This window comes from Burkholderia sp. KCJ3K979, from assembly GCF_016759955.1.
Taxonomy (GTDB): Bacteria; Pseudomonadota; Gammaproteobacteria; order Burkholderiales; family Burkholderiaceae; genus Burkholderia; species Burkholderia orbicola.
The window spans coordinates 1-26,069 of sequence record NZ_JACFYV010000082.1 but is presented as its reverse complement, the minus strand read 5'-3'; the positions used below and the strand labels follow the sequence as shown (position 1 = coordinate 26,069).

Below are 26,069 nucleotides of genomic sequence, written 5' to 3'. Positions count from 1 at the left end.
CATCGAAGCCTTGGCGAGTTGGCAGCACCACTACAACTGGCATCGTGCCCATAGCGCCATCGGCGGCGTTGCGCCGATGGCCAGACTTCCCGCGTCGAGAAACAACCTCTTGACGCTTCACAGCTAGGCGACTTCGCTTACGTGCCGGGCGCTACGCTTGCACGAGCCCGCGCGGTCGCGGATCGCATGGAAGTGCCGTCTTTCTCGGTGAGGTTCGACAAGATCATCAGCTTCAACAGGCGGCCCGGTCGTCAGCCGCTGGTGCTGACGGGGAAGGCCGGTCTGGAAGACTTGATCGATTTTCGGCGGCAGTTGCGAGACGCGTTGAAAGGGTAGGCGTGCCTGTTTTCCCCTCGAGTTTCACCCCGCACGTGACGCTGCTGTATGGCGCACAGAGGCCCGATGAGTATCGGATCGAGCCGATTACCTGGACCGTGTTCGACTTCGTCCTGATCGATAGCTGGCTCGGCAAGTCGCACTACGACGTATTGGGGCGCTGGCCGCTGAGGACCGGCAGCGCCTCGGGGTGATCGCGATGCCGCAAGTGCGGTGCCGTTTCAGCGCATCCGGACCGGGCCGGTACAGCGTCCCGTTCTCGTCGGGACGCCGGCTCAGTCCCGATCGCCACCGCGATAACGAAGGTGAATCAGCGGATAAGGCCGACCTTGTCCATCCAGTGCCGATCTCCCGCAGCGCTCGAATCCGAGCCGTTCATAAAATCCCGCAGCCGCCTCGTTCTGTTCGTTGACGTCGGTCGACAAGTTGGAATGGCGCTTGAGCGCTTCTTCGACCAGCCGCCGCCCGACACCCGCACCATGGTGGGCGGGATCGACGAACAGCGCTTCCATGTGGCCGCCGTCGAGCAGCATGAAACCGATCGGGCGATCGGTTTCGTCGACGGCCAGATCGAGCGGCGCGCCCGGCAGAAATGCGACGACTTCGGATTCGATCGCGCGACGGTCGTCGTCGCTCAGGAAGTGATGCGTGGCATCGACGGCGTTGCGCCAGATGTCCAGCACGTATGTGCCGTCGGCCTCGGTGGATTGTCGGATTCTGATCATGGTTTGACGGGTGGTGATCTGGCGCTCGGCGGGTAGCGGGCGTCGTGACGGAGCGAACGCGTCGCGGTGATGCGCAAGCGACAGCGGTGTGTCAGCCGGATGGCGGTCGCGCGTTGCCTGGCACCGCCGCCCGCTCGATCGCTCGCCGCGCGATGTCGCGCACGCCGGCGCTCATCGGCAAATCGTCGCGGTCGAGTTCGTCGATGCCGAACCAGCGCGCGTCGAGCGCATCGTCGCCGGCGGCCGGTGTGCCGCGCAGCCATCTGCACAGCACGGCGACCATGACGAAATGCTGGCGCACGACGCCGTGCGCATCGTAATCGAACGCGTCCAGCGCGGTAAAGGCGTCGAGCGCTTCCACGTCGACCGTCGCTTCTTCCGCGATTTCGCGCACGACCGCATCCGCGAGCGGCTCGCCCGGCTCGATCTTGCCGCCGGGGAAGCCCCAGCAGCCTGCATCGGGTGGATTCGCGCGGCGCACGAGCAGCACGTCGCGTTCGCGCAGCACGATGCCGATCACGGCGGGAATGGGGCGCAAGGGGGTAGCGTTGCCGGTTGCGGACATGCCGGTTGCGGACGTGCCGGTTGCGGACATGGTCGCGCCTACCTGTCGGTTCGAACGAACGCGGGTACTACGTGCACGCGGCTCATCGCGCGTCTCCGGTACGCTGTTCGATCGCACGAATCACGGCGACCATGTCGGCCGCCCCATGTCCGGCTCGCTCGGTTTCACCGTACAGTGCATGGCAGATGTCGAGCAGCGGCGACGCGATGCCGATGCTGCGTGCCGATTCGGCGACGAGGCGCGCATTCTTCAGCACGTCGGTGATCGCGGCCTGCACCGAGAAATCTTCCGCGACGAGCTTGCCGAGCTTCACGCGCGACACGTCGCTGGCCATCGGGCCGGCATTCAGCACGTCGGCGAAGCGTGCAAGGTCGATACCGTGGCGTTGCGCGAAGTGCGTGGCTTCGGTGAGACCGGTGACCATCGTGATCAGGAACAGGTTGACGGCGAGCTTCATCGTCAGCGCCGACGGCACGTCGCCGCATACGAAGCTGTCGCGGCACAGCGGCTTCACCAGCGCGCGTACGGCGTCGACGTCCTCCGGCGCGCCGGCCAGCATCACGACGAGTTGACCGGCTTCGGCCGGCTTGCGCGAGCCCGACACGGGCGCCTCGACGTAGCGGCCCGATGCGGCGGCGATTTCGTCGGCGAGTGCGCGAGAGTATTCGGGCGCATTCGTGCCCATGTTGACGATCGTGTGTCCGCCGACCCGGGCGGCAAAACCGGGTGAGCCGCGCGCAAGGGCGGCGTCGATTGCCGCGTCGTTCGCGAGCATCAGGATCACGGTGCGGCAGGACGCGAAGACGTCGTCGACGTTTTCGGCCACGCGTGCGCCGGCGTCGCGCAGCGCATCGTCGCTGCCGTGCGAACGGCTCCACGCGACGAGCGGCGTGCCGGCCCGCGCGAGATTGAGCGCCATCGGCGTGCCCATCACGCCAAGGCCGATGAATCCGACTGCGGTTTGCATGGTGCGGCTCCCACGGTAGGTGGCGACGATCGTGGGCGTCAGTATCGCAGCGTTTACGCGCCTCTGCCATGTGACCCGCGCGAGCGCGGAAGCCGCGCCATCGCCGCTATGCGATCCCCGCCAGGTACGGCCACGGATAAATGCCGCGTGCATGGCCGTCGCCGAACAGAAGGCGCACGCCGTAGCCGAGCGCCTCGACGCCGTCGAGCGTCAGGCCGGCGCGGGCGTCGATACGGCCGCCATCGAAGCGGATTCTCCGGCATTCCGCACACGGACAATCGCTGCGCAACTGCGCATAGCCGATACGTTGCGTCGCGCCGTCGGGCCAGCGCAGCGTCAGTGCGCGTGCCGGGTGATCGAGTGCGATTTCGGTCGGCGCGATCATCGCGACGCCTCGTCGATCTGTCCGATCGCGATCCGCACGGCCTTGCGGACTTCGGGGTCGCGATCGTCGAGTGCGTCGTGTAGCGCCCGCAGCGTCGCCCGGTCGCGCAATTCGCCGAGCGCGAGCGCGGCTTCCTTGCGCAGGTTGCTGATCGTATGCGAGAGCAGCGCGACGACGGCCGACGCCGCGGCCGCATCGCGCAATTGGCCCAGCGCGCGGACGGCACGCAGGCGCACTTGCCAGTAATCGTCGTCGAGTGCGGCGACGAGCGGGTCGCGCGCAACGGTGATGCGCAGCTTGCCGAGCGTGCTGGCGGCTTCCTCGCGCACCTGCCACTCGGCGTCACACAGCGCCGCGAGCAACGCGGTGACGATGGCGGTGTCGCCCGCCGCTGCAAACCCGATCGCGCCGACCGCGGCGCGCCGCACATCCGCATCGGCGTCCGTGGTCGCGATGCGGGCGAGCGGCGGCAGCGCGCGGCCGTCCTTGAGCCAGCCGAGCACGACGACCGCCTCGGCGCGGACGGCAGCGGCGCTCGCGTCGAGCGCGCGCAGCGCGGGCGCGAATGCGTCGGGGTCGCGCAACTCGCGCAAGCCGCGCAGCACGGCGCCGCGCACGAACGGCTCGGGCCGGTCGGCCCAGCGGCACAGCACGGCGCCCGATGACGCGTCCTTCAGTTCGGACAGGCTTTGCGCGGCGGTGGCGCGCACGCCGTCGTCCGGATCGAGCAGCGCGTGGCACAGCGCGTCGACGACCTCGGGCTGCTCCCATGCGTCGAGCACGCGCGCGGCCTCGCTGCGCACGTCGGCCGACGGGTCGTCGCGCAGCGCCGCGATGAACGACGGCACGAGTTCGGGCGCTTCGAGATCGGCGAGTTCGAGCAGCGCGATGCGGCGCACCGATGCGTCGGCTGCGGCGAGGCGCGCGACGAGCGCGGCATGATCGGCGTGATCGGCGGCCGGCACGCCGGGCAGCGGGAAAGCGGAGGAAGAAGCGGTCATGGGAAAGAGTCGGTGCGGTGAATGGGCGGGCACGTGCGCTCAGGCGGCGTCGCGCAACAGCGCGAGGCAGCGGCGCTTGATGTCGACGAACGTGGGCTCGGTCGTGCTGTCGTCGGTGCGCGGCCGCGCGAGCGGCACGCGGATATCGGCGACGATGCGCGCAGGCCGCGGCGACAGCATCAGGATGCGGTCGCCGAGAAACAGCGCTTCCTCGATGTCGTGCGTGACGAACAGCACGGTCGTGCCGATGCGCGACCAGATGTCGAGCAGCAGCGTCTGCATCATCCGGCGCGTCTGCGCGTCGAGCGCGCCGAACGGCTCGTCCATCAGCAACACGCGCGGCCGGTTGATCAGCACGCGGGCGATCTCGACACGCTGCTGCATGCCGCCCGACAGCTGCGCGGGATAGTGTGCGCCGAAGCCGCCGAGCCCGACGAGCTCGAGCAGTTCGGCCGCTTCGCGGCGGCGCTCCTGCGCGGGCACGCCTTTCATCTTCAGGCCGAACGCGACGTTGTCGATCACGCGCTTCCACGGAAACAGCGTGTGCTGCTGGAACACGAGCCCGAGATCGGGATGCGGGCGGTCGACGCGTTCGCCGTCGACCATGATCTCGCCGTGCGTGGCCGCGACGTGGCCGGCGAGCGCGCCGAGCAGCGTCGATTTCCCGCAGCCGGACGGCCCGAGCACGCAGACGAATTCGCCGGGCGCGATGTCGACGTCGAGCGTATCGAGCGTCGCGAAGCGCGCATGCGGCGGGCCGAGTTCGATCGTCAGCGCGCGCACGCCGATGCGGCCGGGCGCGGGCGACGCAATGTCCGGCGTACTCATGATCGGCCTCCACGCGGTGCGTACCACGGCGTGAGCGCCGCGCCGATACGCTTGACGAGCAGGCTGCTGCCCATCCCGAGCAGGCCGATCAGCGCCATGCCGACCACGATGTCCGGGTAGTTCTGCAACGTATAGGATTCCCACGTGAAATAGCCGATCCCGTACTGGCCCGCGATCATCTCGGCCGTGACGAGGCAGAACCACGCGGTGCCCATTCCGATCGACAGGCCCGTGAAGATCGATGGCGCGGCGCCGGGCAGGATCACTTCCGCATAGAGCGCGAGGCCGCGCGTGCCGAGGCTGCGCGCGGTCGCGACGAGTCGCGGGTCGACGGCTTCGGCGCCATGCACGGTATTGAGCAGGATCGGGAACAGCGCGCCGACGAACGTGATGAACATCATGCTCAGCTCGGACGACGGGAACATCAGGATCGCGAGCGGAATCCACGCGACGGCCGGAATCGGCCGCAGCATCTCGAGCGGCGGCAGCAGCGTGTCCTCGAGCGCGCGATAGCGGCCGATCGCGAGCCCGAGGCCGATGCCGGCGACCGCCGCCGCGACGAAGCCGGCCAGCACGCGCGTGATGCTCGCGAACAGGTGCATCGGCAGCTTCGGCGATTGCAGGAACGCTGCCAGCGCGGGGCCGACGTCGGCCGGCGCGGGCATGTTCGCGAACGTGACGATGCCGAGCGACAGCCGCCAGTGAACAGCGGCCTGCCACAGCGCGATGCAGGCGGCGAGCGACGCGATGCGCCATGCGCGGCGGCGCATCGGCGTCGAGCGGCGGCGCGCGGCGGAATGCGGCGAGCGGGTGTCACCGCTGCGCGGTGCGTCGGCGAGACGGCGTTTGACGAGGTCGAGGGTGGCAGCCATGCGGAAGTCCGGTGTCGACGAATGGAAGGGGAAAGGCGCGCGACGTTCAGCGGGCGGCGAGCGCCTGCGCGGTGACGGTCTTCGCGGCCGCGTAGTCGACCACCGCGCCCGATACCTGCTGCGCGTACGCGTCGGCGCCCGACTTCAACAGGAACGCGGTGAGCACGCCGTGTGCGTCCTTCACGTACCACGCCTGGTCGGCGAACAGCTTCAGGCCGCTCGCATGGTCGTGCACGAACACCGCCCGCACCTTCGCGGACGGGCCGAGTTTGCCGAGCGCCACGAACGCGGTGGTGGGGCTCGCGTAGTTGCGTACCGGTTCGTCGCTGGTGAGCCACACTTGCGCGACGTCGTTGAAATCGCGGATCGGCTTGCCGGTCGTCGCATCGTTCGCGACGAGCGGCTGCTTGCCGTAGTGTTTCAACGCCGCGTCGTAATCGAGCCCGGACGCCTTGAACGCCGCGCGGATATAGCGGTCGTCGACGAACGTCGCGGGATCGGGCGCGGAGTCGGTCTTCTTCAGCAGCTTCAGCGTATCGATCGCCGTCGCGACCGCTTGCCGGTATTCGGGCTTCCACGTCAGGTCGCGGGTCTGGATGCCGAGCGGCCCGTGATACAGGTAGTCGACCGGCGCCTCGATGCCGGTGACCTTCTCGATCAGCAGGCTGTACTTTTCCGGGTTCTGCGCGAGCAGGCGGTTCGCTTCGATCGCGGCACGCAGATAGGCCACGACGATTTCCGGATAGCGCTGCGCGTAGTCCGCATCGACGAGCGTGCCGTGGAAGGTCGCCGCGTGGGTCTGCGCGCCGTCGTAGATCTTGCGCGCGATGCCGCGGTACGGGAACAGGTCGGCGAACGGCACGAAATCCGCATGCGCGTCGATCTTGTTCGCCTTCAGCGCGCTGCCGGCCACTTCGGGCGCCTGCGTGACGATGTTCACGTCGGTGTCGGGGTTCCAGCCCTGAGCCTTGATCGCGCGCAGCAGCATGCCGTGCGCGGTCGATGCGAACGGCACCGAGATCGTCTTGCCCTTCAGGTCGGCCAGCCCGCGCACCGTCGAATTCGACGGGACGACGATCCCGTTGCCGCTGCCGTCGATGCTGCCGTCGAGCACGGTGATGAACACGCTCTTGCGGCCGGCCTTGCGGAACGCCGCGCCGTTCAAGGCACCGGGGAAATCGGCCATCGCGCCGAAGTCGAGCTTGCCGGCGACCATCTCGTTGGTGAGCGGCGCGCCGGACGTGAAATCCTTCCACTGCACGTCGTATTTCACGTCCTGGTACTTGCCGGTGCCCGGCAGGTACTTGTCGAGCAGATGCAGTTCACGGATCAGCAGGCCGCCGGTCGCGCAGTTGATCGTCGTGTCCTGTGTGCCGATCGCGACGCGGATCGTCTCCGCATGCGCGAAACCGGTGGCCGCGACCGCGAGCGACGCGGCGAGCAGGCGAAACATCCGTAGCGTTGTTTTCATCAGTTGCTCCGAGAAACCCGGCCCTTCAGGACGGGGAGGAAAGGAGCGCCGCTGTTTGACAGCGGCATTCCACCGTTAAAATGGCCGGCACGATCCTTGGTGGGCGCCGCGCCGCGTCAGCGCAGCAGGTAAGGAATGTCGACCTTGACCGCGCCGGTCGGGCAGTCGCGTTCGCACGGCATGCAGTACCAGCATTCGTCGAACTGCATGTAGGCCTTGCCCTTGGTGACGTCGATCGCGAGCAGGTCGAGCGGGCACACGTCGACGCACACGGTGCAGCCCTTGTCGGCGATGCACAGCGACTCGTCGATCGTCACGGGCGCGCTGCTGCGCTGGAAGATGTCGTGCGGGGTATGGGACATGGCAAGGTTCCTCAAAGGGCGGCCGCGAGCGCGGCCGGTTCGCGGATGCGCAACTGCGCGTAGGCGCCGCGTTCGTCGTCGGCGAGCGGCACGACGTACGGTTCGACCGGCCGCTTCTCGCTGCGCATCGCGCCCTCGGCATCCTTGCGCAACCACGTGTGGCAGAACCATTCGGCGTCGTTGCGGTGCGGAAAATCGACGCGATGGTGGTACAGCCCCCAGCGGCTTTCGGTGCGGAACAGCGACGCGCGCGCGGCCATTTCGGCGCAATCGCGGATCGCGCGCACTTCGGCCGCACGCATCAGTTCGTGCGGATTGTCGGCCTTGATTTCTTCGATATCCTCAATAATTCCGTCAAAACGTTGCAGCCCGATCTCCATCTTGCGCGTCACCTTCGGCGGTTGCAGGTAGTCGTTCACCATCCGGCGCAGCTTGTACTCGACCTGCGCCGGCGCCAGCCCGCGTTCGCGCAGCAGCGGTGCGAGCACGCGGGTGCGCTCGGCGTCGATCTGTTGGTCGTCCACCGGCGCGTGGTCGCGGCCGGCCACGTAGTCGGCTGCGTTTTGCCCGGCGAACCAGCCGTACGTGAATGCCCCGAGCATGTAGTTGTGCGGGACGGCCGCCATGTCGCCGGCCGCGTAGAGCCCCGGCACGGTCGTCTCGGCACGTGCGTTCACGTACACGCCCGACGCGCTGTGGCCGCTGCAGAAGCCGATCTCGGAGATGTGCATCTCGACCATCTGGCTGCGGTAGTCGGTGCCGCGCCCCGCATGGAAGCGGCCGCGGCTGGGCCGTTCGTTGGTATGCAGGATCTGCTCGATGGTCCGGATCGTTTCTTCCGCGAGATGGTCGAGCTTCAGGAACACGGGGCCGTTGCCGCTCTGCAGTTCCTGGTAGAACTCCCACATCATCTGGCCGCTCCAGTAGTCGCATTCGATGAAGCGTTCACCCTTGCCGTTCGCGGTGAAGCCGCCGAGCGGCCCCGTCACGTACGCGCACGCCGGGCCGTTGTAATCCTTGATCAGCGGATTGATCTGGAAGCATTCGAGGTTCGCGAGCGCGGCACCCGCGTGATAGGCCATCGCGTAGCCGTCACCCGCGTTGGTCGGGTTCTCGTACGTGCCCATCAGGTAGCCCGATGCGGGCAGCCCGAGACGGCCGGCCGCGCCGCAGCAGAGAATCACGGCCTTCGCGCGGATCACGTGGAAGTCGGCGGTGCGGCAGTCGAAGCCGAGCACGCCGCTTGCGCGGCCTTGCACGTCGGTCAGCACGCGCGTCGCGACGATCCGGTTCGTGATCGCGATGCGTGCGCGCTTCAGTTGCCGGTACAGCACCTTCTTGATGTCGTGGCCCTCCGGCATCGGCAGCACGTACGAGCCCATGTGGTGGACCTTCTTCACCGCGTAGTCGCCGGTGCCATCCTTCTCGAACTTCACGCCCCAGCGGTCGAGCTGCTCGATCGTCGTGAAGCTGTGCGTCGCATACGCGTACACGGCTTCCTGGTCGACGATCCCGTCGTTGGCGATCGTGATCTCGCGCGTGTATTGCTCGGGCGTCGCATGACCGGGGATCACCGCGTTGTTCAGGCCGTCCATCCCCATCGAGATCGCGCCGCTGCGTTTCACGTTGGCCTTCTCGAGCAGCAGCACGCGCAGCGACGGATCGCGCTCCTTCGCCTTGATGGCCGCCATCGGGCCGGCCGTGCCGCCGCCGACCACGACGACGTCGTATTCGTGCACATGGGTATTCATCGCGGGCTCCTTGCAGGTTTGCGCGCCTTTTGCCGGTCGACGCGCAACCGGTACTGGAAGGCGTCGCCGCGGAAGTAGAGGTATTCGTAGTCGATCGGCGCACCCGATGCGTCGTGCGTGAGGCGCTCGATGCGCAGCACGGGGCTGCTTTCCTCGACGTGCAGCGCGTCGACGATTTCGTCGTCCGCGAGGATCGCGTCGATCGACACGTCGGCATGGCCGAGCGGGATGCCGCAGTCGTTCTCGAGGATCAGGAAGATGTCGCGGGTCGCGAGATCGGCGCCGGCGAGGCGCTTGCCGAGCGCTTCGGGCACCCAGGTCTGTTCGAGCGACACGGGTTCGCGGTTCAGCAGCCGCACGCGATGGATCTCGACGAGCGGCGCGCCTTCCGGCACGTTCAGCTTCGTCGCGAGATGGCGATCGGCCTTCACGGTGCGCAGGCTGCGCAACTGGTTGACGATCTCGTAGCCCATCGACGACATCGCCTCGGCAAAACCCTGCAGCGACGTCACGTTCTGGAACGCCTTCGGCTTCGACACGAACGTGCCCTTGCCATGCAGCTTGAACAGCAGGCCTTCCTTTTGCAGGTCGCCGAGCGCCTGGCGCACCGTGATGCGGCTGACGTCGAACATCGCGCAGAGCTCGTGCTCGGACGGCATCCGGCTGTGCGGCGCGTAGGTGCCGTCGAGAATGCGCGCGCGCAGCGTGTCCTTGATCTGCACGTAGAGCGGGGCCGCGGACAGCGGCACGACGTTGGGTGGGGTCATCGGTCAACTTGTTATGACAAGATGGGGCGAGTGTAGCCAGCGTCATTGCGCGCCCCAACCAACTATTTGTGATTTCGAATTTCCCGTTGCGGAAAAGCGGGAGCGGGGTGAGCGGATGATCCGACCCTTGCGAGCCGCGTGGAATCGCCGACAATAAAAATCCGCGGCCCATACGCCGCGCATGTCGATTTCCCGCTGCGTCGCCCGTCGTATCGATATCGACCGGGCAGTGCGCCGCGCCATGCGCTCATCACCCGGTTTTCCGCGAATGGTGCAACCAACGAGGAGAGGCCACATGACACGCCACATGCCGGATTCCCGATACCGCTGGGTGATCGTCGCCGCGGGTGGCCTGATGGGCTGCGTCGCGATCGGCGCGATGTTCTCGTTGCCGGTGTTCCTGCGGTCCATCGCGCGCGATACGGGCTGGTCGATGACCGGCATTTCCGCGGCGATGACGCTCGGCTTCATCGCGATGGCGTTCGCCAGCATGGCGTGGGGCAGCCTGTCGGACCGCGTCGGCACGCGCCCGGTCGTCATCGCGGGCGCCGTGCTGTTGTCGGCGAGCCTGGCGCTGGCGAGCCGCGCGCCGTCGCTGCTCGTGTTCCAGTTGACCTTCGGCCTGGCCGTGGGCAGTGCGACGGCCGCGATATTCGCGCCGATGATGGCGTGCGTGACCGGCTGGTTCGACACGCACCGCAGCCTCGCGGTATCGCTCGTGTCGGCCGGCATGGGGATGGCGCCGATGACGATGGCGCCGCTGGCCGCCTGGCTCGTGTCGGTGCGCGACTGGCGCACGTCGATGTTGCTGATCGCCGTGCTGGCGGCCGTCGTGATGATCCCGGTGTCGCTGCTGGTGCGCCGGGCGCCCGCGCTCGATCCTGCATCCGCCCACGCAGCGCCTGCGCCTGCGTCGGCCGGCGCGCCCGCCGCGATGTCGATCGCGGATGCGCTGCGTTCGCCGCAGTTCATGGTGTTGGTGCTGACCAATTTCTTCTGCTGCGCGACCCATTCGGGCCCGATCTTCCATACGGTCAGCTACGCGGTGACCTGCGGGATTCCGCTGATCGTCGCGGTATCGATCTACAGCGTCGAAGGGCTGGCGGGCATGGGCGGCCGGATCGCGTTCGGGGTCCTCGGCGATCGCCTCGGCGCGAAGCGCATGCTGGTGGCGGGGCTGTTCGCGCAGGCGCTCGGCGCACTCGGCTACTACTTCGTGCGCACGCTCGACGGCTTCTACGCGGTCGCGACGCTGTTCGGCTTCATCTATGCGGGCGTGATGCCGCTGTATTCGGTGCTCGCGCGCGAGAACTTTCCGCTGCGGATGATGGGCACCGTGATCGGCGGCTGCGCGATGGCCGGCAGCCTCGGGATGGCCGCGGGCCCGGTCGCCGGCGGGCTGATCGTCGATGCGTTCGGCAGCTACGGCTGGCTGTACCTCGGCTCGTTCGCGATCGGGCTCGGCGCGTTCCTGATCGCGACGATGTTCCGCCCGTTCGCGAAAGCGCGGCCGGAAACGGTGACGGCGTGAGCGGGAAACGGAAGCAGGGTGGCTGGCGTTTTCGCCGGGTCGGCAGGCGCCTGCTGGATCGTCGTGGATAAATAAATGGCCCGGACCTCGCCTCCGTCTGGAGGCGTCCGAACGGCGCTCAGCCTGCTGCGGCGCAGCAGAGCGGCAACCGACGGCGATCGGCGCGCATGCGCTGCGATTCGGCCCCTAAAAATACAATATCGAGCATGTATTCGAAGGGCCTGTCATACCGGCGTCACCCTGCTAGAATTCGGCCTGCCGCATTGTTCCGATTGACTGATGAGATTGCTTGACGCCCTGGTCGAACAACGTATTGCCGCCGCCGCCGCGCGGGGCGAGTTCGACGATTTGCCGGGTACCGGCGCGCCGCAGGCGCTGGATGACGACCTGCTCGTGCCCGAGGAGGTGCGGGTGGCCAACCGTATCCTGAAGAACGCGGGCTTCGTGCCGCCGGCCGTCGAGCAACTGCGCGCGCTGCGCAACCTGCACGACGAAGTGCAGGCGGTCAGCGACCGTGCCGCGCGCTGCCGGCTGCAGGCGAAGATCCTCGCGCTCGACATGGCGCTCGAATCGCTGCGCGGCGGCCCGATGGTGATGCCGCGCGACTACTGCCGGCGCATCGCGGAACGCCTGTGCGAGCGCGGGCTCGACGAAGCGCCCGCCGAAGCGGGGCCGATGTGACGTCCGACGCGCTGCACGACGCAGCTCGCTCGGCAGCCGCCGCGGCCACTGATCCCGCCGCCGATTCTCCCGTTCAAGAAACCGCGCCCGCATCGGTGCGCGACCTGCATTTCATGCGTCTTGCACAAGCCGCCGCCGAAGAGGCGCGCGCGGCCGGCGAAGTGCCGGTCGGCGCGGTGCTCGTGCGTGGCGACGAAGTGATCGCCCGCGGCTTCAACCATCCGATCGGCGGGCACGACCCGTCCGCGCATGCCGAAATGGCCGCGCTGCGCATGGCCGCGCAGCATCTGCAGAATTACCGGATGCCGGGCTGCGAGCTGTACGTGACGCTCGAGCCGTGCCTGATGTGCGCTGGCGCGATCATGCATGCCCGCATCGCGCGGGTCGTCTATGGCGCGGCCGACCCGAAGACGGGCGCGTGCGGCAGCGTGATCGACGCATTCGCGAATCCGCAACTGAACCACCACACCGAAGTGACCGGCGGCGTGCTCGCCGACGAGTGCGGCGCCGCGCTGAAGTCGTTCTTCGCCGAGCGCCGGCGCGCGCTGCGCGAGGCGCGGCTTGCCCGCGACGCCGAATCCGGCGCGTCATAGGCCACCTCTTGCCGCGCCCGGCGTCCCGGGCGTGCACGGTTTTCGTGAACCGGACCCGGTTCGGACCCTCTAAGCAGGTTTGACGACCCCGATACCTTTCGCCATGTCCTTCCAGCCCGCCGCGTCCTACACCATCCGCCTGCTGGCGCCGTCCGGCTATCCGCACGACCCCGACGCGATCAACCGCGCGCTCGAGCGCCTCAGCACCGCGCAGCAGCGCATCGAGAACATCGAGGCGACGCAGCGGCGCTTCCAGCGTTTCGGCGGCACCGACGGCGAACGGGCAGGCGACCTGAACCGCCTCGCCGATCCCGGGCGGCCGCTGCCGGACATCGCGCTCGCGGTGCGCGGCGGCTACGGCGCCGCGCGCATTCTGCACGGGCTCGACTATCGCGGGCTCGAACGCCGGCTGCGCGACCAGCCGATCGCGCTCGTCGGTCACAGCGATTTCACGGCGATCCAGCTGGCGCTGTACGCGAAGGCGCGCATCAAGACGTTCGGCGGCCCGATGCTGTCGGCGGATTTCGGCGCGGAAACGCCCAGCGACTTCACGATGCAGCATTTCTGGCAGACGCTGACGCAGCCCAGCACGACGATCGTCGCCGATGCACCGCAGGTGCAGACGGCGAACGTGACGGGCACGTTGTGGGGCGGCAACCTCGCGATCCTCACGTCGCTGGTCGGCACGCCGTACATGCCCGACATCGAGGGCGGCATCCTGTTCATCGAAGACGTCAACGAGCAGCCGTTCCGGATCGAGCGGATGATCTATCAACTGCACCTGTCGGGGCTGCTCGCGCGCCAGCAGGCGCTCGTGCTCGGCCAGTTCACCGGCGCGCGGCCGTTCGAGTACGACAACGGCTACGACATGCAGGCGATGATCGACCAGGTGCGCGCGGTGGTCGGGATTCCGGTCGTCACCGGGCTCCAGTTCGGCCATGTGCCCGACCTGTTGACGCTGCCGTTCGGCGCACAGGCGCAGTTGGTCGCGAACGCGCACGGGTTCCGGCTCACGCTGTCGGACTATCCGCATCTCGGCTGATGCCGGCGCTGGCGCGATCGATCGAAAGGCGGGGCTCCCCGCCTTTTTCTCTATGTAAGTGCGCAACTAACGGTCCATATTTTTCGTCGACATCGACATGATTTTCGCCCGGATGTGCACCATTTTTGTCAACAAAATGACCGGGAGGGTATACGTCCAGAAGTGCCTCCGTCTTGCCTGTCTGGCTTGCCGTGCATGGATTTCGTGCGCATTGCACCGAATGAGAACACGCTGGCGCACGCCGATTGTGCGAAATTACGCAAAAGAATTGTTGACAATCTTTATGTCCGCCCTAGGATGAGGACCATCACACGATGCAGATCATGAACGAGCCCGATTCCACTCCGTCCGGTGCAGCCGGCCCCGAAGCGATCGCCGAGCGGATTCGCACCGCGATCCTCGAGCATCGGCTCGCGCCGGGCGCGAAGCTGACGGAGGCGCAGCTCTGCGACGTGTTCGGCGTGAAGCGCGGGACGATCCGCCAGGCGCTCGCGCAGCTCGCGACCGACAAGCTGGTCGACCTCGAGCCGAACCGCGGCGCGTTCGTCGCGAGCCCGACGCTGCAGGACGTGCACGAGGTGTTCGAGATGCGCCGGATCATCGAGCTTGCCGTGGTCGAACGGCTCGCGACCGGCCCCGGCGCCAGGCGGCTGAAGGGCGTCGCCGCGCTGATCGACAAGGAGCGCAAGGCGTTCGAGCGGCACGACTTCGCGGCATGGATCCGGCTGTCGGGCGAATTCCACACGGCGCTCGCGACGCTGATGGGCAATGCGACGCTCAGCGAGTGCCTCGAAGGGCTCGTCGCACGCTCGACGCTGATGTCGGCGCTGTACGAATCGCACGGGCGCAGCCCGTGCTCGTGCGACGACCACGACGAGATCCTCGCCGCGCTGGAGGCGGGCGATCCGAAGCAGGCGGTCACGCTGATGGCGCGCCACCTGCAGCATGTCGAACTGAAGATGCTGGACCGGCCCGCGCAAGGGCAGGTCGATTTGCGCGAAGTGTTCGGCGGCGCCTGAGCGGCGACGCGAACCCGGCCGCGCGCCACACGACGAGCGCAATGCAGGCCTGCGGTGTTTGCCGCGGGCCGCTGGTCCGACTCCGGGCGATGATCCGGAGCGATATCGATGACGGTGGAGCGGCCTGGCGGCCGCGTCAAGGAGAAGTCATGGCTCAGTTCAGTGTGGCGCACGACAGCGCCTATCCGGCGGAAGAAGGCGGCGAGGGCGGCGGTCCGGCACTGCCGGATGGTTACAGCGAACGTCTGTACAACGAAGATTTGGCACCCCTTAAAAATCAGACATGGGGTTCGTACAACATCTTCGCGTTCTGGATGTCGGACGTGCACAGCGTCGGCGGCTACGTGTTCGCGGGCAGTCTGTTCGCCCTCGGGCTGACGAGCTGGCAAGTGCTGATCGCGCTGATCGTCGGCATCGGCCTCGTGAACGCGCTGTGCAACCTGATCGCGCGGCCGAGCCAGCAGATCGGCGTGCCGTACCCGGTCGCGTGCCGCGCGACCTTCGGCGTGCTCGGCGCGAACGTGCCGGCCGTGATCCGCGGGCTGATCGCGATCGCGTGGTACGGCATCCAGACTTATCTCGCGTCGAGCGCGCTCGTGATCGTCGTGCTGAAATTCTTCCCGCAATGGCTGCCGTATGCGGACGTCCATCGCTACGGCTTCCTCGGGCTGTCGGCGGTCGGCTGGGCCGGCTTCATGCTGCTGTGGGTGCTCCAGGCGTTCGTGTTCTGGAACGGCATGGAGACGATCAAGAAGTTCATCGACTTCGCGGGCCCGGCCGTTTATGTCGTGATGTTCATCCTGGCCGGTTACATGGTGTGGCGGGCGGGCTGGCGCAACATCGGCATCAACCTCGGCGGCGTCAAGTATCACGGCGCGGAGGTGATCCCGGTGATGATCACCGCGGTGTCGCTCGTCGTGTCGTACTTCTCCGGGCCGATGCTGAACTTCGGCGATTTCTCGCGCTACTGCCGCTCGTTCGGCGACGTGAAGCGCGGCAATTTCTGGGGGCTGCCGGTCAACTTTCTCGCGTTCTCGCTCGTCACGGTGATCACCACCGCCGCGACGCTGCCGGTGTTCGGCGAACTGATCACCGACCCGGTCGCGACGGTCGGCCGCATCGACCATCCGACCGCGGTGATCCTCGGCGCGCTGACGTTTACGATCGCGACGATCGGCATCAACATCGTCGCGAACTTCGTGTCGCCCGCGTTCGATTTCTCGAACGTCGCGCCGCGCCTGATCAGCTGGCGCGCAGGCGGGATGCTCGCGGCCGTCGCGTCGATCTTCATCACGCCGTGGAACCTGTTCAACAACCCGGCCGTGATCCACTACACGCTCGACGTGCTCGGCGCGTTCATCGGCCCGCTGTACGGCGTGCTGATCGCCGACTTCTACCTCGTCAAGCGCGGCCGCCTCGTGCGCGACGACCTGTACACGATGTCGGAAAGCGGCGCCTATTGGTACACGGGCGGCGTGAACCGCCGCGCGCTCGCCGCGCTGCTGCCAGCCGCGGTGATCGCGGTGGTCTGCGTGATGGTGCCGGGCTGGCAGGCCCTCGCGAATTTCTCGTGGTTCATCGGAGCGGGGCTTGGCTTCGTGTTCTACCGGCTGCTCGCGAGCGCGAAGGCGTAAGGAGCATGCGATGAAGATCCGACTGATCAATCCGAATACGACGCAGCGGATGACCGACGCGATGGGCCGCTGCGCGAGGGAGGTCGCGGCCGCCGGCACGGAGATCGTGGCCGTGAGCCCGCCGATGGGGCCGCCGTCGATCGAAGGGTATTACGACGAGGCGCTCGCGACACCGGGGCTGCTCGCCGAGATCGCGCAGGGCGAGCGCGACGGCTGCGACGCGTACGTGATCGCGTGCTTCGGCGATCCGGGCCTGTATGCGGCGCGCGAGCTCGCGCGCGGGCCGGTGATCGGCATCGCCGAGGCCGCGATGCATGCGGCGAGCGTGCTCGCGCCGGGCTTCTCGGTCGTCACGACGCTCGCGCGTACCTGCGGGATGGCGTGGCACCTCGCGGAGCGCTACGGGATGAAGCGGTTCTGCCGCAACGTGCGCGCGACCGACGTCGCGGTGCTCGAACTCGACCGGCCCGGCTCGGCCGCGCGCCGGATCATCGTCGACGAATGCCGGCGCGCGCTCGACGAGGACGGCGCCGACGCGATCGTGCTCGGCTGCGCGGGGATGGCCGAATTCGCGCACGAGATCGAGCAGCAGATCGGCGCGCCGGTGGTCGAGGGCGTCACGGCGGCCGTCAAATGGGCCGAGGCGCTGGTCGCGCTGCGCCTCGCGACCGCGAAGCGCGGCGACTACGCGCGGCCGCTGCCGAAGCGCTACGACGGCGCGTTCGCCCGCTTCAGCCCGCCGGACGGGGAGGCGGCGGAACCTCCGCCGAATTTGCCGCAACCGCACATACACACCGTCTGACATGCACTATCTGCGCCGCTGTATGGGCGCGTATGAACGTTTTCGCTACACTGGGCCGTCATCGCATCGGCTGGTGCGGCCGCCTCCGGCACCGCGCAGTCGATGCGAACCCATTATCCGCGCCCGCTCGTTCAGCGCGCTCATTCAGCCCGCTTATTTAGCCTGCTTTCGCCGCACTTCGAACCATGCCACTCGATCCCAACTATCCCCGCGACCTGATCGGCTACGGCCGCCATCCCGTGCAGGCGAACTGGCCGGGGCGCGCCCGCGTCGCCGTGCAATTCGTGCTGAATTACGAGGAGGGCGGCGAGAACTGCGTGCTGCACGGCGATCCGGGCTCCGAGCAGTTCCTGTCCGAAATCGTCGGCGCGGCCGCGTATCCGGACCGCCACATGAGCATGGAGTCGATCTACGAATACGGGTCGCGGGCCGGCGTGTGGCGCATCCTGCGCGAATTCGAGAAGCGCGGGCTGCCGCTGACGGTGTTCGGCGTCGGCATGGCGATCGAGCGTCATCCGGAGCTCGCGCGGGCGTTCGTCGAACTCGGCCACGAGATCGCGTGCCACGGCTGGCGCTGGATTCACTACCAGAGCATGACGCCGGAACTCGAAGCCGAGCACATGCGCCTCGGGATGGAAGCGATCGAGCGCGTGACGGGCGAGCGCCCGCTCGGCTGGTATACCGGCCGCGACAGCCCCAACACGCACCGCCTGGTCGCCGAATACGGCGGCTTCCTGTACGACTCCGACAACTACGGCGACGACCTGCCGTTCTGGATGGACGTCGAAGTGTCGGGCGGCCGCACGTCGCCGCAACTGATCGTGCCGTATACGCTCGACACGAACGACATGCGTTTCGCGACGCCGCAGGGTTTCAATACCGGCGATCACTTCTTCGACTACCTGCGCGATGCGTTCGACGTGCTGTACGCGGAGGGCGACGAAGCGCCGAAGATGCTGTCGATCGGCATGCACTGCCGGCTGCTCGGCCGGCCGGGCCGGTTCCGCGGGCTGCAGCGGTTCCTCGATCACATCGAGAAGCACGATCGCGTATGGGTGACGCGCCGTGTCGATATCGCGCGTCACTGGCGTGAACATCATCCGTATCAGCCCAATCATCGAAACGAAGGGAAAGCATGAAGGCGATGCGCTACACGTTGGAACAACTGAACACGATGGCGCCGAGCGCATTCGTCGCGGCGCTGTCCGGGATCTTCGAACATTCGCCGTGGGTGGCCGAGGTCGCCGCGGGCCAACGGCCGTTCGCGAGCATCGACGCGTTGCACCGGACGATGTCGAATGCGGTGGAAACCGGCGGCGAAGCACGCCAGCTCGCACTGATCAACGCTCACCCGGAACTGGCCGGCAAGGCCGCCGTGCGCGGCGAGCTGACGGCCGAGTCGACCCGCGAGCAAAGCGGCGCGGGCCTCGACCAGTGCACGCAGGAAGAATTCGACAAGCTGCTGACGCTGAACCGCACGTATCGCGAGAAGTTCGGCTTCCCGTTCATCCTCGCGGTGCGCGGCTATGACCGCCACGGCATCATCGCGAACTTCGAGTCGCGCGTGAATCATTCGCGCGCCGACGAGCTGCGCGCGAGCCTCGACCAGATCTACCTGATCGCGCGCTTTCGCCTTGATGACCTGATCGACGCCTGACATCGTAATCCGGCCCGCTGCGTCGCGGCGGACCGACCGCCTCACTGAAACAAGGAAACATCATGGCTGTTCCGCTTCTCGATCCGAACGCACCCGATTTCACGCGGCGCTACGTGAATCTTGCCGACCGGCGTCTCGGTGCGCAGGCGCTCGAGGCCAGCGACGATTTCTTCGCGCCGAAGGACCGGATGCTGAACCCCGAGCCGGCCGTCTTCATCCCCGGCAAGTACGACGACCACGGCAAGTGGATGGACGGCTGGGAAACGCGCCGCAAGCGCACGACCGGCTACGACTGGTGCATCGTCAAGCTCGCGCGCCCGGGCGTGATCAAGGGCTTCGACATCGACACCAGCCACTTCACCGGCAACTTCCCGCCGGCCGCGTCGATCGAGGCCGCGTTCGTGGCCGACGGCGCACCGACGCAGGCGACCGAGTGGGTCGAGATCGTGCCGTCGACGACGCTGCAGGGCAACAGCCATCACTACGTCGAAGCGAGCGACGCACGGGCGTTCACGCACCTGCGCGTGAACATCTACCCGGACGGCGGCATCGCGCGCCTGCGCGTGTACGGCCAGCCGCAGCTCGACTGGGCCGGCGCGAGCGCGACCGAGCAGTTCGACCTCGCGGCGATGGAAAACGGCGGTTACGTGGTGGCCGCGAACAACCAGCATTTCGGCGTCGCGTCGAACCTGCTGCTGCCGGGCCGCGGCGTGAACATGGGCGATGGCTGGGAAACGCGGCGCCGCCGCGAACCGGGCAACGACTGGGCGATCATCGCGCTCGCGCAACCGGGCGTGATCCGCAAGATCGAAGTCGATACCGCGTTCTTCAAGGGCAATTACCCGGATCGGTGCTCGATCCAGGCCGCCTATGTGTCGGGCGGCACCGACAGCTCGCTGATCACGCAGTCGATGTTCTGGCCGGTGCTGCTCGGCGAACAGAAGCTGCAGATGGACAAGCAGCACTACTTTGAACACGACATCGCGTCGCTCGGCCCCGTCACGCACGTGCGACTGAACATCATTCCGGACGGCGGCGTGTCGCGCCTGCGCTTGTGGGGGACGCTCGATAAATGAAGACGCTTGCCATCGAACCGCTGACCAAGGAAGCCTTCGCGCCGTTCGGCGACGTGATCGAAACGGCAGGGGCGAAGCAGATCCCGATCAACCTCGGCACGACGATCCGCTTTCACGATCTCGCGAAAGTGGACGTGACCGATGAAGGCGGCCGCACGCTCGTCAACCTGTTCCGCGGCCAGCCGCGCACGCTGCCGTTCGAAGTGAAGATGCTGGAACGGCACCCGCTCGGCAGCCAGGCGTTCGTGCCGCTGAACGACCAGCCGTATCTCGTCGTCGTCGCGCCCGCGGGCGATCTCGATCCGGCGAAGATTCGTGCATTCGTGACGAGCGGCTGGCAGGGCGTGAACTATGCGAAGGGCGTGTGGCATCACCCGCTGATCGCGTTGGGCGGCGTCAGCGACTTCATCGTCGTCGATCGCGGCGGTGACGGGCTGAACCTGAACGAGCAGGATCTGCAGGAGTCGCTGTGGCTCACCGAGGACGCACTGGATGCGGTGGCGGCCTGAGTCGGGCTGATCTGGTCGTCCGCCTGTCGAAACCCGCGCAACCTGCGCGGGTTTTTTTATGTGCGCTCGTTTTCTCGCCGCTCAGGTCGCCGCGCCCTTGCGCGTATCGCGCCAACTCTGGCCGCCGCGCTGCCGATTCGCAACCGGCGCATGCTGCGCCATCAGCCCGGCGACCCGGTCGACGAACACACGCAGCGTCGCGCTGACATGCCGGTTCGGCGGGAACGCGGCATACATCGGCATCGGTTCGAGTTGCCACGGCTCGAACAGCGGCACCCGTTTGCCGCTGTCGCGCGTGCTATCGTGCCCGCATCGCCACCACACGACGTCCGGTTCCGGGCGCGATACTCCGATGAGCCAGCCTGAAAACGACCTCGCGGTCCTGCTGCGCACGATGCAGCCCGAACTGCATCCGGGGGCGTTCGCGTTCATTTCGCTGCCGCACGACGCCGACGTATCGGTATCCGAAGTGATCGCGACGTTCCGCGAAGCGGAAGGGCTGACGGTCGTGGTCGACGAGGAGACGGCCGCGCGTCGCGGCTGGCCGGTGCTGTTTCGCGCCGCCTGGATCACGCTGACCGTGCATTCCGATCTCGCGGCCGTCGGCCTCACGGCCGCATTCGCGCGGGCGCTCGGTGCAGCCGGCATCAGCTGCAACGTGATGGCCGCCGCGTACCACGATCACATCTTCGTGCCGTTCGACGACGGCCCGCGCGCACGCGATGCACTCGTCGCACTGCAGCGCGACGCGATGAGCAGGTAGCGCGCGAAGGGCATGCCGCGCAGGCAAAAAAACGGGCCCGTCACCGGGCCCGCGAACGGAGAGGATGACGCCGGCGAATGACTTCCGGCGCGCGGCGGGCGGCTTACTTGACCGCGCCGCCCTCGAACCAGGCGGCGAGTTTCGTCCGCTCGTCGTCGGTCATGTGCGTGACGTTGCCGATCGGCATCGCCTTCAGGCGCACGGCCTGGTCGTAGATGCGCTGCGCGTTCTTCGACACTTCGTCCGGCGTGTCGAACATCACGCCCGCGGGCGCGCTGCCCATCAGCGTCGGCTTGGCCGAGTGGCACTCGACGCAGCGCTGCTGCAGGATCGGCATGATGTCGTTGATCACGATCTTCGGTGCGTTGGCCGCTTGCGCTTCCGGCGCGACCGGGTTCGGCATCGTCCACACCAGCGCGCCCGACAGCAGCGCGACGCCGCCGATCGGCAGGTACCACAGCTGCTTGCCGCGGTGACGCATCACGAAGAACTGGCGAATCAGCGCGCCGGCCAGCATGATCAGCACGAGCACGACCCAGTTGAACTTGTTCGTGTACGTCATCGCATAGTGGTTCGACAGCATCGCGAACACGACCGGCAGCGTGAAGTACGTGTTGTGCACCGAGCGCTGCTTGCCGCGCTTGCCGTAGATCGGGTTCGGTTCTTCGCCCTTGAGCATCTTGTCGACCATCTTGCGCTGGCCCGGGATGATCACGAAGAACACGTTCGCCGACATGATCGTCGCGAGCATCGCGCCGACGATCAGGTAGGCGGCACGGCCCGAGAAGATGTGGCACGCGAGGTATGCCGCGACGACGACGTAGAGGCCGACGCAGATGCCGAGCACGCGGTCGTTGGTGCCGAGGATGCGGCACAGCGAGTCGTAGACGATCCAGCCGGCCGCGAGGAAGCCGAGCGCGGACGCGACGGCGACGACCGGGCCCATGTCGAGCACGTTCTTGTCGATCAGGTACGTGTTCGGGGCGAGCAGGTACAGCACGAAGAACAGCGTGAAGCCCGACAGCCACGTCGTGTACGACGGCCACTTCGACCAGTGCAGGTCATCGGGCATTTCCGGCGGGGCGACCGTGTACTTCTGCATGTTGTAGAAACCGCCGCCGTGGACGTGCCACAGTTCGCCGAACACACCGCGCTTGCGCTGGTTCGGGTCGGTCGGCGGTTTCAGGCTGTTGTCGAGCGCGACGAAATAGAACGACTCGCCGATCCACGCAATGGCGACGATGACGTGCAGCCATCGCAGCGCGAGGTTCAGCCAGTCGGTGATGAAGCCTTCCATGAAACTCCTCCAGACTCAGATCGTTTGTCTTGATGCAGGCGCTGCTTCGATTGTCAGCTGCCGCGATAGGTGCTGTACGACCACGGCGACACGAGCAGCGGCACGTGGTAGTGCGAGCCGGTGTCGGCGATGCCGAAGCGGAGCACGACGCGATCGACGAAGCGGGGTTCGGGCACCTTCACGCCGAGCGACGCGAAGTAGTCGCCGGCATGGAATACGAGTTCGTATTCGCCGGCGGCGAGCGCCGCGCCTTCGAGCAGGGGTTCGTCGCAGCGGCCGTCGCTATTGGTCAGCACGGTCTTGATCGCGCGGCGCGATTCGCCGTCCAGCGCGTAGAGGTCCACCTTGATGGCGGCGCCGGGGCGACCGTGTGCCGTATCGAGTACGTGGGTAGTGAGCTTTCCCATTCGTTGTTCCTTGTGTGAATGCGAGGTTCGGCGGCGACTCGATCCATGACTGTGCGGCGGATCGAGGCTCCACGTCACGTGGCTACATACCCGTCGGCGAGAGTGAAGCGAGCGCCGTGCAGGCATTGTAAAAAGGTTCCCCACGCAAATACGGGCGCGATATCGAAGATAATGCGCCGCGCATGAGCGGCTGTCGACGGCCCGCCGGACAGGGCTTCGCGCGCCGGTTGCGAGCGCCCGGTGGGGCGGCGGGCGGCGTACCATACCAAATCCCTGAAGGGCGGTATTCCGGATCGCGTATTGTGCGCGGCACGCGCTTGGGCGATCCTCCCGCCGTGCGCGTCGGCCGGTGGCCGGCGCGTACCCCGAAGACGGCGAGCACGCCGGGTAACCGGGCCAGGGCGTTCGAACGGACGCAGGCACCGGGGCGTGCCGCGATTCAGCGTTCGAACGGCTGTGTGACCGCTTCCAGGGCAGCCCTGGAGGCAGACCGACGCGGAGAACGCATGAATCTCGAGCAGCACGCTGGCGCACGCGCGCCGAACCCTTCCTCATCCCGCCCGAAAACCCTGCTGGTCAAGCACGCCGACGTGCTCGTGACCATGGACGACACGCGCCGCGAGCTGCGCGACGCGGGGCTCTACATCGAAGACAACCGGATCGTCGCGGTCGGCCCGAGCGCCGAGCTGCCCGACACGGCCGACGAAGTGCTCGACCTGCGCGGCCACCTGGTGATCCCGGGGCTCGTGAACACGCATCACCACATGTACCAGAGCCTCACGCGCGCGGTGCCGGCCGCGCAGAACGCCGAGCTGTTCGGCTGGCTCACGAACCTGTACCGGATCTGGGCGCACCTGAGCCCCGAGATGATCGAGGTGTCGACGCTTACCGCGATGGCCGAGCTGCTGCAATCGGGCTGCACGACGTCGAGCGATCATCTGTACATCTACCCGAACGGCAGCCGGCTCGACGACAGCATCGGCGCCGCGCAGCGGATCGGCATGCGCTTTCACGCGAGCCGCGGCGCGATGAGCGTCGGCCAGCGCGACGGCGGGCTGCCGCCCGATTCGGTCGTCGAGCGCGAACCCGACATCCTGCGCGACGCGCAGCGCCTGATCGAGACCTATCACGACGAAGGCCGCTACGCGATGCTGCGCGTGGTGGTCGCGCCGTGCTCGCCGTTCTCGGTGAGCCGCGAGCTGATGCGCGACGCGGCCGTGCTCGCGCGCGAATACGGCGTGTCGCTGCATACGCACCTCGCGGAGAACGTCAACGACATTGCGTACAGCCGCGAGAAGTTCGGGATGACGCCCGCCGAATATGCGGAAGATCTCGGCTGGGTCGGCCACGACGTGTGGCACGCGCACTGCGTGCAGCTCGACGATGCGGGCATCGGCCTGTTTGCACGCACCGGCACGGGCGTCGCGCATTGCCCGTGCTCGAACATGCGCCTGGCGTCAGGCATCGCGCCGGTGAAGAAGATGCGGCTCGCGGGCGTGCCGGTCGGCCTCGGCGTCGACGGTTCCGCGTCGAACGACGGCGCGCAGATGGTGGCCGAGGTACGCCAGGCGCTGCTGCTGCAGCGGGTCGGCTTCGGGCCCGACGCGATGACCGCGCGCGAAGCGCTCGAGATCGCGACGCTCGGCGGTGCGAAGGTGCTGAACCGCGACGACATCGGCGCGCTGAAGCCCGGCATGGCGGCGGATTTCGCCGCGTTCGACCTGCGTCAGCCGCTGTTCGCGGGCGCGCTGCACGATCCGGTCGCGGCGCTCGTGTTCTGCGCGCCGTCGCAGACGGCGTACACGGTGGTGAACGGGAAGGTGGTGGTGCGGGAAGGGCGGCTCGCGACGCTCGATTTGCCGCCGGTGATCGAGCGTCACAACGCGCTGGCGCAGGCGCTCGTGGAAGCGTCGCGCTGACGCGTCGGCGGGGAGGTCGCGCAGCACGTTGCGCAGCGGGGCGCGGCCATTGTGGCCACCACCCGTCGCGCAACGCGCCGTGGTCGCGCGTAACGGCGCGACCGGCGCACGCGTGGTGCGCCGTATGCGACTACGCCTCGATCAGCGTACGGGTGGCTTCGGCGACGAGGCTGCGCAGCCAGCGCACTTCGTCGGAGTAATGGCAGCGTTCGTGCCACAGCTGGTAGTACTGCATCGGCGGGAAGTCGAGCGGCGCCGGCACGACGGACAGCGGCAGGAACTTCGCGTAGTGATCGGCGAATAGCCGCGTGGTCGTGAAGATCAGGTCCGACTTCACGAGCACGTACGGCGCAAGGTTGAAGTACGGCAGCGTGACGACCACGTGGCGCTTGAGCCGTTCGCGCGCGAGATGCACGTCGATCGCGCCGCGCTGGCCGACCGAGTACGGCGTCGGCGCGAGATGCGGCGCGTTCAGGTACTGGTCGAGCGTGAGCCCGCCGCGTTTCGCGAACGGGTGCGTGTTGCTCATCAGGCAGACGATTTCATCGACGAACAGGTTCGACAGGTGCAGTTGCTCCGGCGGCTCGGGCCAGTTGCCGACGACGATATCGAGCTTGCCGTCTTCCAGCGCGAGCTCGTAGTCGAACGCGGGGCCGAGCGAATGGAACTCGAGCGTCGCGTTCGGCGCGGCCAGGCGGAAGCGTTCGACGACGGTCGGCACGAACAGCACGTTCAGGTAGTCGGGGCAGCCGATCCGGTAGCAGCGGATCGACGTGGCTGGGTCGAAGTTGTGCTGCTGGAACTTGATGCGCTCGATTTCACGCAGCGCATTCTGCACGGGCTCGAGCAGGCGCAGCCCGTATTCGGTCGGCACCATGCCGGATTTGCCGCGCACCAGCAGCGGATCGCCGGTGATGTCGCGCAGGCGCCGCAGCGCGGCGCTGATCGCCGGTTGCGACTGGTTCAGTTTGACGGCCGCGCGCGTGACGCTGCGCTCCATCAACAAGGTGTGCAAGACGCGCAAGAGGTACGTGTCGATCGCCTCGCGTTGCTGACTCATGTTATCTCCGGTTTATATGGCTGGGCTGATCGAGGGGTGGGGTGGGTAT

The 26,069-nt window shown here is 67.4% G+C and carries 29 protein-coding genes and 2 pseudogenes; 16 read left to right on the top strand and 15 right to left on the bottom strand.

What is annotated here, in order from left to right; all coding sequences use genetic code 11:
- The 3 genes and pseudogenes from H3O04_RS18870 to H3O04_RS36160 all read left to right on the top strand — a co-directional run.
- Window positions 1–127 (top strand): annotated as a pseudogene (locus tag H3O04_RS18870) (IS481 family transposase); the annotation flags it as partial.
- 59 nt (window positions 128–186) lie between these two features.
- Window positions 187–336, top strand: coding sequence for a hypothetical protein (locus H3O04_RS36165; protein WP_237666348.1), 150 nt, complete (start codon window positions 187–189; stop codon window positions 334–336).
- A gap of 35 nt (window positions 337–371) precedes the next feature.
- On the top strand, window positions 372–530 hold the full coding sequence (locus tag H3O04_RS36160) for a hypothetical protein (RefSeq protein ID WP_237666347.1): 159 nt from the start codon (window positions 372–374) through the stop codon (window positions 528–530).
- Window positions 531–611: 81 nt separating this feature from the next.
- Here the strand turns inward: H3O04_RS36160 and H3O04_RS18860 are convergent, their stop codons facing one another.
- The 11 genes from H3O04_RS18860 to H3O04_RS18810 form a co-directional block, all read right to left on the bottom strand.
- Window positions 612–1,061 (bottom strand): acetyltransferase, encoded by a 450-nt coding sequence (locus H3O04_RS18860; RefSeq protein WP_202588242.1) that lies wholly within the window; start codon window positions 1,059–1,061, stop codon window positions 612–614.
- Between the two features lie 91 nt (window positions 1,062–1,152).
- Entirely contained in the window at window positions 1,153–1,656 is a 504-nt protein-coding gene (locus H3O04_RS18855) for an NUDIX hydrolase (protein ID WP_011549567.1), read from the bottom strand.
- A 52-nt stretch (window positions 1,657–1,708) separates the two neighbouring features.
- Window positions 1,709–2,746 carry an NAD(P)-dependent oxidoreductase gene (locus H3O04_RS18850; RefSeq protein ID WP_333966844.1) on the bottom strand — a complete coding sequence of 346 codons (1,038 nt, stop codon included), beginning with the start codon at window positions 2,744–2,746 and terminating at the stop codon, window positions 1,709–1,711.
- Window positions 2,700–2,978: a gamma-butyrobetaine hydroxylase-like domain-containing protein gene (locus H3O04_RS18845; protein ID WP_011549569.1), complete on the bottom strand. Its 279-nt coding sequence runs from the start codon at window positions 2,976–2,978 to the stop codon at window positions 2,700–2,702. Before H3O04_RS18845 ends, H3O04_RS18850 begins: the two co-directional genes overlap by 47 nt.
- Complete coding sequence (locus H3O04_RS18840) at window positions 2,975–3,979, bottom strand: HEAT repeat domain-containing protein (protein WP_202588241.1); 1,005 nt, start codon at window positions 3,977–3,979, stop codon at window positions 2,975–2,977. The genes H3O04_RS18845 and H3O04_RS18840 overlap by 4 nt, the downstream gene beginning before the upstream one ends.
- Window positions 3,980–4,018: 39 nt before the next feature.
- The gene (locus H3O04_RS18835) at window positions 4,019–4,807 is read right to left on the bottom strand and encodes an ABC transporter ATP-binding protein (protein WP_202588240.1); all 789 of its coding nucleotides are present in this window, start codon (window positions 4,805–4,807) and stop codon (window positions 4,019–4,021) included.
- Window positions 4,804–5,679, bottom strand: coding sequence for an ABC transporter permease (locus tag H3O04_RS18830; protein WP_202588239.1), 876 nt, complete (start codon window positions 5,677–5,679; stop codon window positions 4,804–4,806). The genes H3O04_RS18835 and H3O04_RS18830 overlap by 4 nt, the downstream gene beginning before the upstream one ends.
- A gap of 46 nt (window positions 5,680–5,725) precedes the next feature.
- Complete coding sequence (locus tag H3O04_RS18825) at window positions 5,726–7,150, bottom strand: ABC transporter substrate-binding protein (protein ID WP_202588238.1); 1,425 nt, start codon at window positions 7,148–7,150, stop codon at window positions 5,726–5,728.
- Between the two features lie 116 nt (window positions 7,151–7,266).
- A complete protein-coding gene (locus H3O04_RS18820) occupies window positions 7,267–7,512 on the bottom strand; it encodes a 4Fe-4S dicluster domain-containing protein (RefSeq protein WP_006478532.1) in 246 nt (81 codons plus the stop codon).
- Window positions 7,513–7,523: 11 nt separating this feature from the next.
- A complete protein-coding gene (locus tag H3O04_RS18815) occupies window positions 7,524–9,263 on the bottom strand; it encodes a fumarate reductase/succinate dehydrogenase flavoprotein subunit (protein WP_202588237.1) in 1,740 nt (579 codons plus the stop codon).
- Window positions 9,260–10,030 carry a GntR family transcriptional regulator gene (locus H3O04_RS18810; RefSeq protein WP_006478534.1) on the bottom strand — a complete coding sequence of 257 codons (771 nt, stop codon included), beginning with the start codon at window positions 10,028–10,030 and terminating at the stop codon, window positions 9,260–9,262. Before H3O04_RS18810 ends, H3O04_RS18815 begins: the two co-directional genes overlap by 4 nt.
- 295 nt (window positions 10,031–10,325) lie before the next feature.
- Here H3O04_RS18810 and H3O04_RS18805 point away from each other — a divergent pair, with 295 nt between their 5' ends.
- The 11 genes from H3O04_RS18805 (at window position 10,326) to H3O04_RS18755 (ending at window position 20,574) form a co-directional block, all read left to right on the top strand.
- A complete protein-coding gene (locus H3O04_RS18805) occupies window positions 10,326–11,561 on the top strand; it encodes an MFS transporter (RefSeq protein WP_237666346.1) in 1,236 nt (411 codons plus the stop codon).
- A 279-nt stretch (window positions 11,562–11,840) separates the two neighbouring features.
- On the top strand, window positions 11,841–12,242 hold the full coding sequence (locus H3O04_RS18800) for a DnaJ family domain-containing protein (RefSeq protein ID WP_012328731.1): 402 nt from the start codon (window positions 11,841–11,843) through the stop codon (window positions 12,240–12,242).
- Window positions 12,239–12,835 (top strand): tRNA adenosine(34) deaminase TadA, encoded by a 597-nt coding sequence (tadA, locus tag H3O04_RS18795; RefSeq protein WP_202588236.1) that lies wholly within the window; start codon window positions 12,239–12,241, stop codon window positions 12,833–12,835. The genes H3O04_RS18800 and tadA overlap by 4 nt, the downstream gene beginning before the upstream one ends.
- 103 nt (window positions 12,836–12,938) lie before the next feature.
- Complete coding sequence (gene ldcA / locus H3O04_RS18790) at window positions 12,939–13,877, top strand: muramoyltetrapeptide carboxypeptidase (RefSeq protein WP_011549577.1); 939 nt, start codon at window positions 12,939–12,941, stop codon at window positions 13,875–13,877.
- A 314-nt stretch (window positions 13,878–14,191) separates the two neighbouring features.
- Window positions 14,192–14,896: a GntR family transcriptional regulator gene (locus H3O04_RS18785; RefSeq protein WP_011549578.1), complete on the top strand. Its 705-nt coding sequence runs from the start codon at window positions 14,192–14,194 to the stop codon at window positions 14,894–14,896.
- Window positions 14,897–15,045: 149 nt separating this feature from the next.
- A complete protein-coding gene (locus H3O04_RS18780) occupies window positions 15,046–16,530 on the top strand; it encodes an NCS1 family nucleobase:cation symporter-1 (RefSeq protein ID WP_027809652.1) in 1,485 nt (494 codons plus the stop codon).
- 10 nt (window positions 16,531–16,540) lie between these two features.
- On the top strand, window positions 16,541–17,332 hold the full coding sequence (locus tag H3O04_RS18775) for an aspartate/glutamate racemase family protein (protein WP_027813174.1): 792 nt from the start codon (window positions 16,541–16,543) through the stop codon (window positions 17,330–17,332).
- Window positions 17,333–17,517: 185 nt separating this feature from the next.
- On the top strand, window positions 17,518–18,471 hold the full coding sequence (gene puuE, locus H3O04_RS18770; RefSeq protein WP_027809650.1) for an allantoinase PuuE: 954 nt from the start codon (window positions 17,518–17,520) through the stop codon (window positions 18,469–18,471).
- Entirely contained in the window at window positions 18,468–18,989 is a 522-nt protein-coding gene (gene uraD, locus H3O04_RS18765) for a 2-oxo-4-hydroxy-4-carboxy-5-ureidoimidazoline decarboxylase (RefSeq protein WP_202588235.1), read from the top strand. Before puuE ends, uraD begins: the two co-directional genes overlap by 4 nt.
- Window positions 18,990–19,051: 62 nt before the next feature.
- Window positions 19,052–20,065: an allantoicase gene (gene alc / locus H3O04_RS18760; protein ID WP_202588234.1), complete on the top strand. Its 1,014-nt coding sequence runs from the start codon at window positions 19,052–19,054 to the stop codon at window positions 20,063–20,065.
- The gene (locus H3O04_RS18755) at window positions 20,062–20,574 is read left to right on the top strand and encodes an ureidoglycolate lyase (protein ID WP_202588233.1); all 513 of its coding nucleotides are present in this window, start codon (window positions 20,062–20,064) and stop codon (window positions 20,572–20,574) included. Before alc ends, H3O04_RS18755 begins: the two co-directional genes overlap by 4 nt.
- 81 nt (window positions 20,575–20,655) lie before the next feature.
- Here the strand turns inward: H3O04_RS18755 and H3O04_RS18750 are convergent.
- A pseudogene (locus H3O04_RS18750) lies at window positions 20,656–20,868 on the bottom strand (LysR family transcriptional regulator); the annotation flags it as partial.
- Between the two features lie 58 nt (window positions 20,869–20,926).
- On the opposite strand from H3O04_RS18750, the gene H3O04_RS18745 reads away from it, so the two are divergent.
- Window positions 20,927–21,337 (top strand): ACT domain-containing protein, encoded by a 411-nt coding sequence (locus H3O04_RS18745; RefSeq protein ID WP_077179226.1) that lies wholly within the window; start codon window positions 20,927–20,929, stop codon window positions 21,335–21,337.
- 103 nt (window positions 21,338–21,440) lie between these two features.
- On the opposite strand, the gene H3O04_RS18740 is transcribed toward H3O04_RS18745, so the two are convergent.
- Both H3O04_RS18740 and uraH read right to left on the bottom strand, forming a co-directional pair.
- Entirely contained in the window at window positions 21,441–22,634 is a 1,194-nt protein-coding gene (locus H3O04_RS18740) for a urate hydroxylase PuuD (RefSeq protein WP_202588232.1), read from the bottom strand.
- A 53-nt stretch (window positions 22,635–22,687) separates the two neighbouring features.
- Window positions 22,688–23,041: a hydroxyisourate hydrolase gene (gene uraH, locus H3O04_RS18735; RefSeq protein WP_011352401.1), complete on the bottom strand. Its 354-nt coding sequence runs from the start codon at window positions 23,039–23,041 to the stop codon at window positions 22,688–22,690.
- A gap of 506 nt (window positions 23,042–23,547) precedes the next feature.
- On the opposite strand from uraH, the gene H3O04_RS18730 reads away from it, so the two are divergent.
- Complete coding sequence (locus tag H3O04_RS18730) at window positions 23,548–24,960, top strand: 8-oxoguanine deaminase (RefSeq protein ID WP_011549585.1); 1,413 nt, start codon at window positions 23,548–23,550, stop codon at window positions 24,958–24,960.
- 130 nt (window positions 24,961–25,090) lie between these two features.
- On the opposite strand, the gene H3O04_RS18725 is transcribed toward H3O04_RS18730, so the two are convergent.
- Window positions 25,091–26,020: a LysR substrate-binding domain-containing protein gene (locus H3O04_RS18725; RefSeq protein WP_006478550.1), complete on the bottom strand. Its 930-nt coding sequence runs from the start codon at window positions 26,018–26,020 to the stop codon at window positions 25,091–25,093.
- Window positions 26,021–26,069 lie beyond the last annotated feature (49 nt).

Bases quoted from the DNA above. Each gene is read 5' to 3' on its own strand.
- H3O04_RS36165 (WP_237666348.1), top strand. From the start codon at position 187: ATGGAAGTGCCGTCTTTCTCGGTGAGGTTCGACAAGATCATCAGCTTC.
- H3O04_RS18860 (WP_202588242.1), bottom strand. From the start codon at position 1,061: ATGATCAGAATCCGACAATCCACCGAGGCCGACGGCACATACGTGCTG.
- H3O04_RS18855 (WP_011549567.1), bottom strand. From the start codon at position 1,656: ATGTCCGCAACCGGCACGTCCGCAACCGGCATGTCCGCAACCGGCAAC.
- H3O04_RS18850 (WP_333966844.1), bottom strand. From the start codon at position 2,746: ATGCACGCGGCATTTATCCGTGGCCGTACCTGGCGGGGATCGCATAGC.
- H3O04_RS18845 (WP_011549569.1), bottom strand. From the start codon at position 2,978: ATGATCGCGCCGACCGAAATCGCACTCGATCACCCGGCACGCGCACTG.
- H3O04_RS18840 (WP_202588241.1), bottom strand. From the start codon at position 3,979: ATGACCGCTTCTTCCTCCGCTTTCCCGCTGCCCGGCGTGCCGGCCGCC.
- H3O04_RS18835 (WP_202588240.1), bottom strand. From the start codon at position 4,807: ATGAGTACGCCGGACATTGCGTCGCCCGCGCCCGGCCGCATCGGCGTG.
- H3O04_RS18830 (WP_202588239.1), bottom strand. From the start codon at position 5,679: ATGGCTGCCACCCTCGACCTCGTCAAACGCCGTCTCGCCGACGCACCG.
- H3O04_RS18825 (WP_202588238.1), bottom strand. From the start codon at position 7,150: ATGAAAACAACGCTACGGATGTTTCGCCTGCTCGCCGCGTCGCTCGCG.
- H3O04_RS18820 (WP_006478532.1), bottom strand. From the start codon at position 7,512: ATGTCCCATACCCCGCACGACATCTTCCAGCGCAGCAGCGCGCCCGTG.
- H3O04_RS18815 (WP_202588237.1), bottom strand. From the start codon at position 9,263: ATGAATACCCATGTGCACGAATACGACGTCGTCGTGGTCGGCGGCGGC.
- H3O04_RS18810 (WP_006478534.1), bottom strand. From the start codon at position 10,030: ATGACCCCACCCAACGTCGTGCCGCTGTCCGCGGCCCCGCTCTACGTG.
- H3O04_RS18805 (WP_237666346.1), top strand. From the start codon at position 10,326: ATGACACGCCACATGCCGGATTCCCGATACCGCTGGGTGATCGTCGCC.
- H3O04_RS18800 (WP_012328731.1), top strand. From the start codon at position 11,841: ATGAGATTGCTTGACGCCCTGGTCGAACAACGTATTGCCGCCGCCGCC.
- ldcA (WP_011549577.1), top strand. From the start codon at position 12,939: ATGTCCTTCCAGCCCGCCGCGTCCTACACCATCCGCCTGCTGGCGCCG.
- H3O04_RS18785 (WP_011549578.1), top strand. From the start codon at position 14,192: ATGCAGATCATGAACGAGCCCGATTCCACTCCGTCCGGTGCAGCCGGC.
- H3O04_RS18780 (WP_027809652.1), top strand. From the start codon at position 15,046: ATGGCTCAGTTCAGTGTGGCGCACGACAGCGCCTATCCGGCGGAAGAA.
- H3O04_RS18775 (WP_027813174.1), top strand. From the start codon at position 16,541: ATGAAGATCCGACTGATCAATCCGAATACGACGCAGCGGATGACCGAC.
- puuE (WP_027809650.1), top strand. From the start codon at position 17,518: ATGCCACTCGATCCCAACTATCCCCGCGACCTGATCGGCTACGGCCGC.
- uraD (WP_202588235.1), top strand. From the start codon at position 18,468: ATGAAGGCGATGCGCTACACGTTGGAACAACTGAACACGATGGCGCCG.
- alc (WP_202588234.1), top strand. From the start codon at position 19,052: ATGGCTGTTCCGCTTCTCGATCCGAACGCACCCGATTTCACGCGGCGC.
- H3O04_RS18755 (WP_202588233.1), top strand. From the start codon at position 20,062: ATGAAGACGCTTGCCATCGAACCGCTGACCAAGGAAGCCTTCGCGCCG.
- H3O04_RS18745 (WP_077179226.1), top strand. From the start codon at position 20,927: ATGAGCCAGCCTGAAAACGACCTCGCGGTCCTGCTGCGCACGATGCAG.
- H3O04_RS18740 (WP_202588232.1), bottom strand. From the start codon at position 22,634: ATGGAAGGCTTCATCACCGACTGGCTGAACCTCGCGCTGCGATGGCTG.
- uraH (WP_011352401.1), bottom strand. From the start codon at position 23,041: ATGGGAAAGCTCACTACCCACGTACTCGATACGGCACACGGTCGCCCC.
- H3O04_RS18730 (WP_011549585.1), top strand. From the start codon at position 23,548: ATGAATCTCGAGCAGCACGCTGGCGCACGCGCGCCGAACCCTTCCTCA.
- H3O04_RS18725 (WP_006478550.1), bottom strand. From the start codon at position 26,020: ATGAGTCAGCAACGCGAGGCGATCGACACGTACCTCTTGCGCGTCTTG.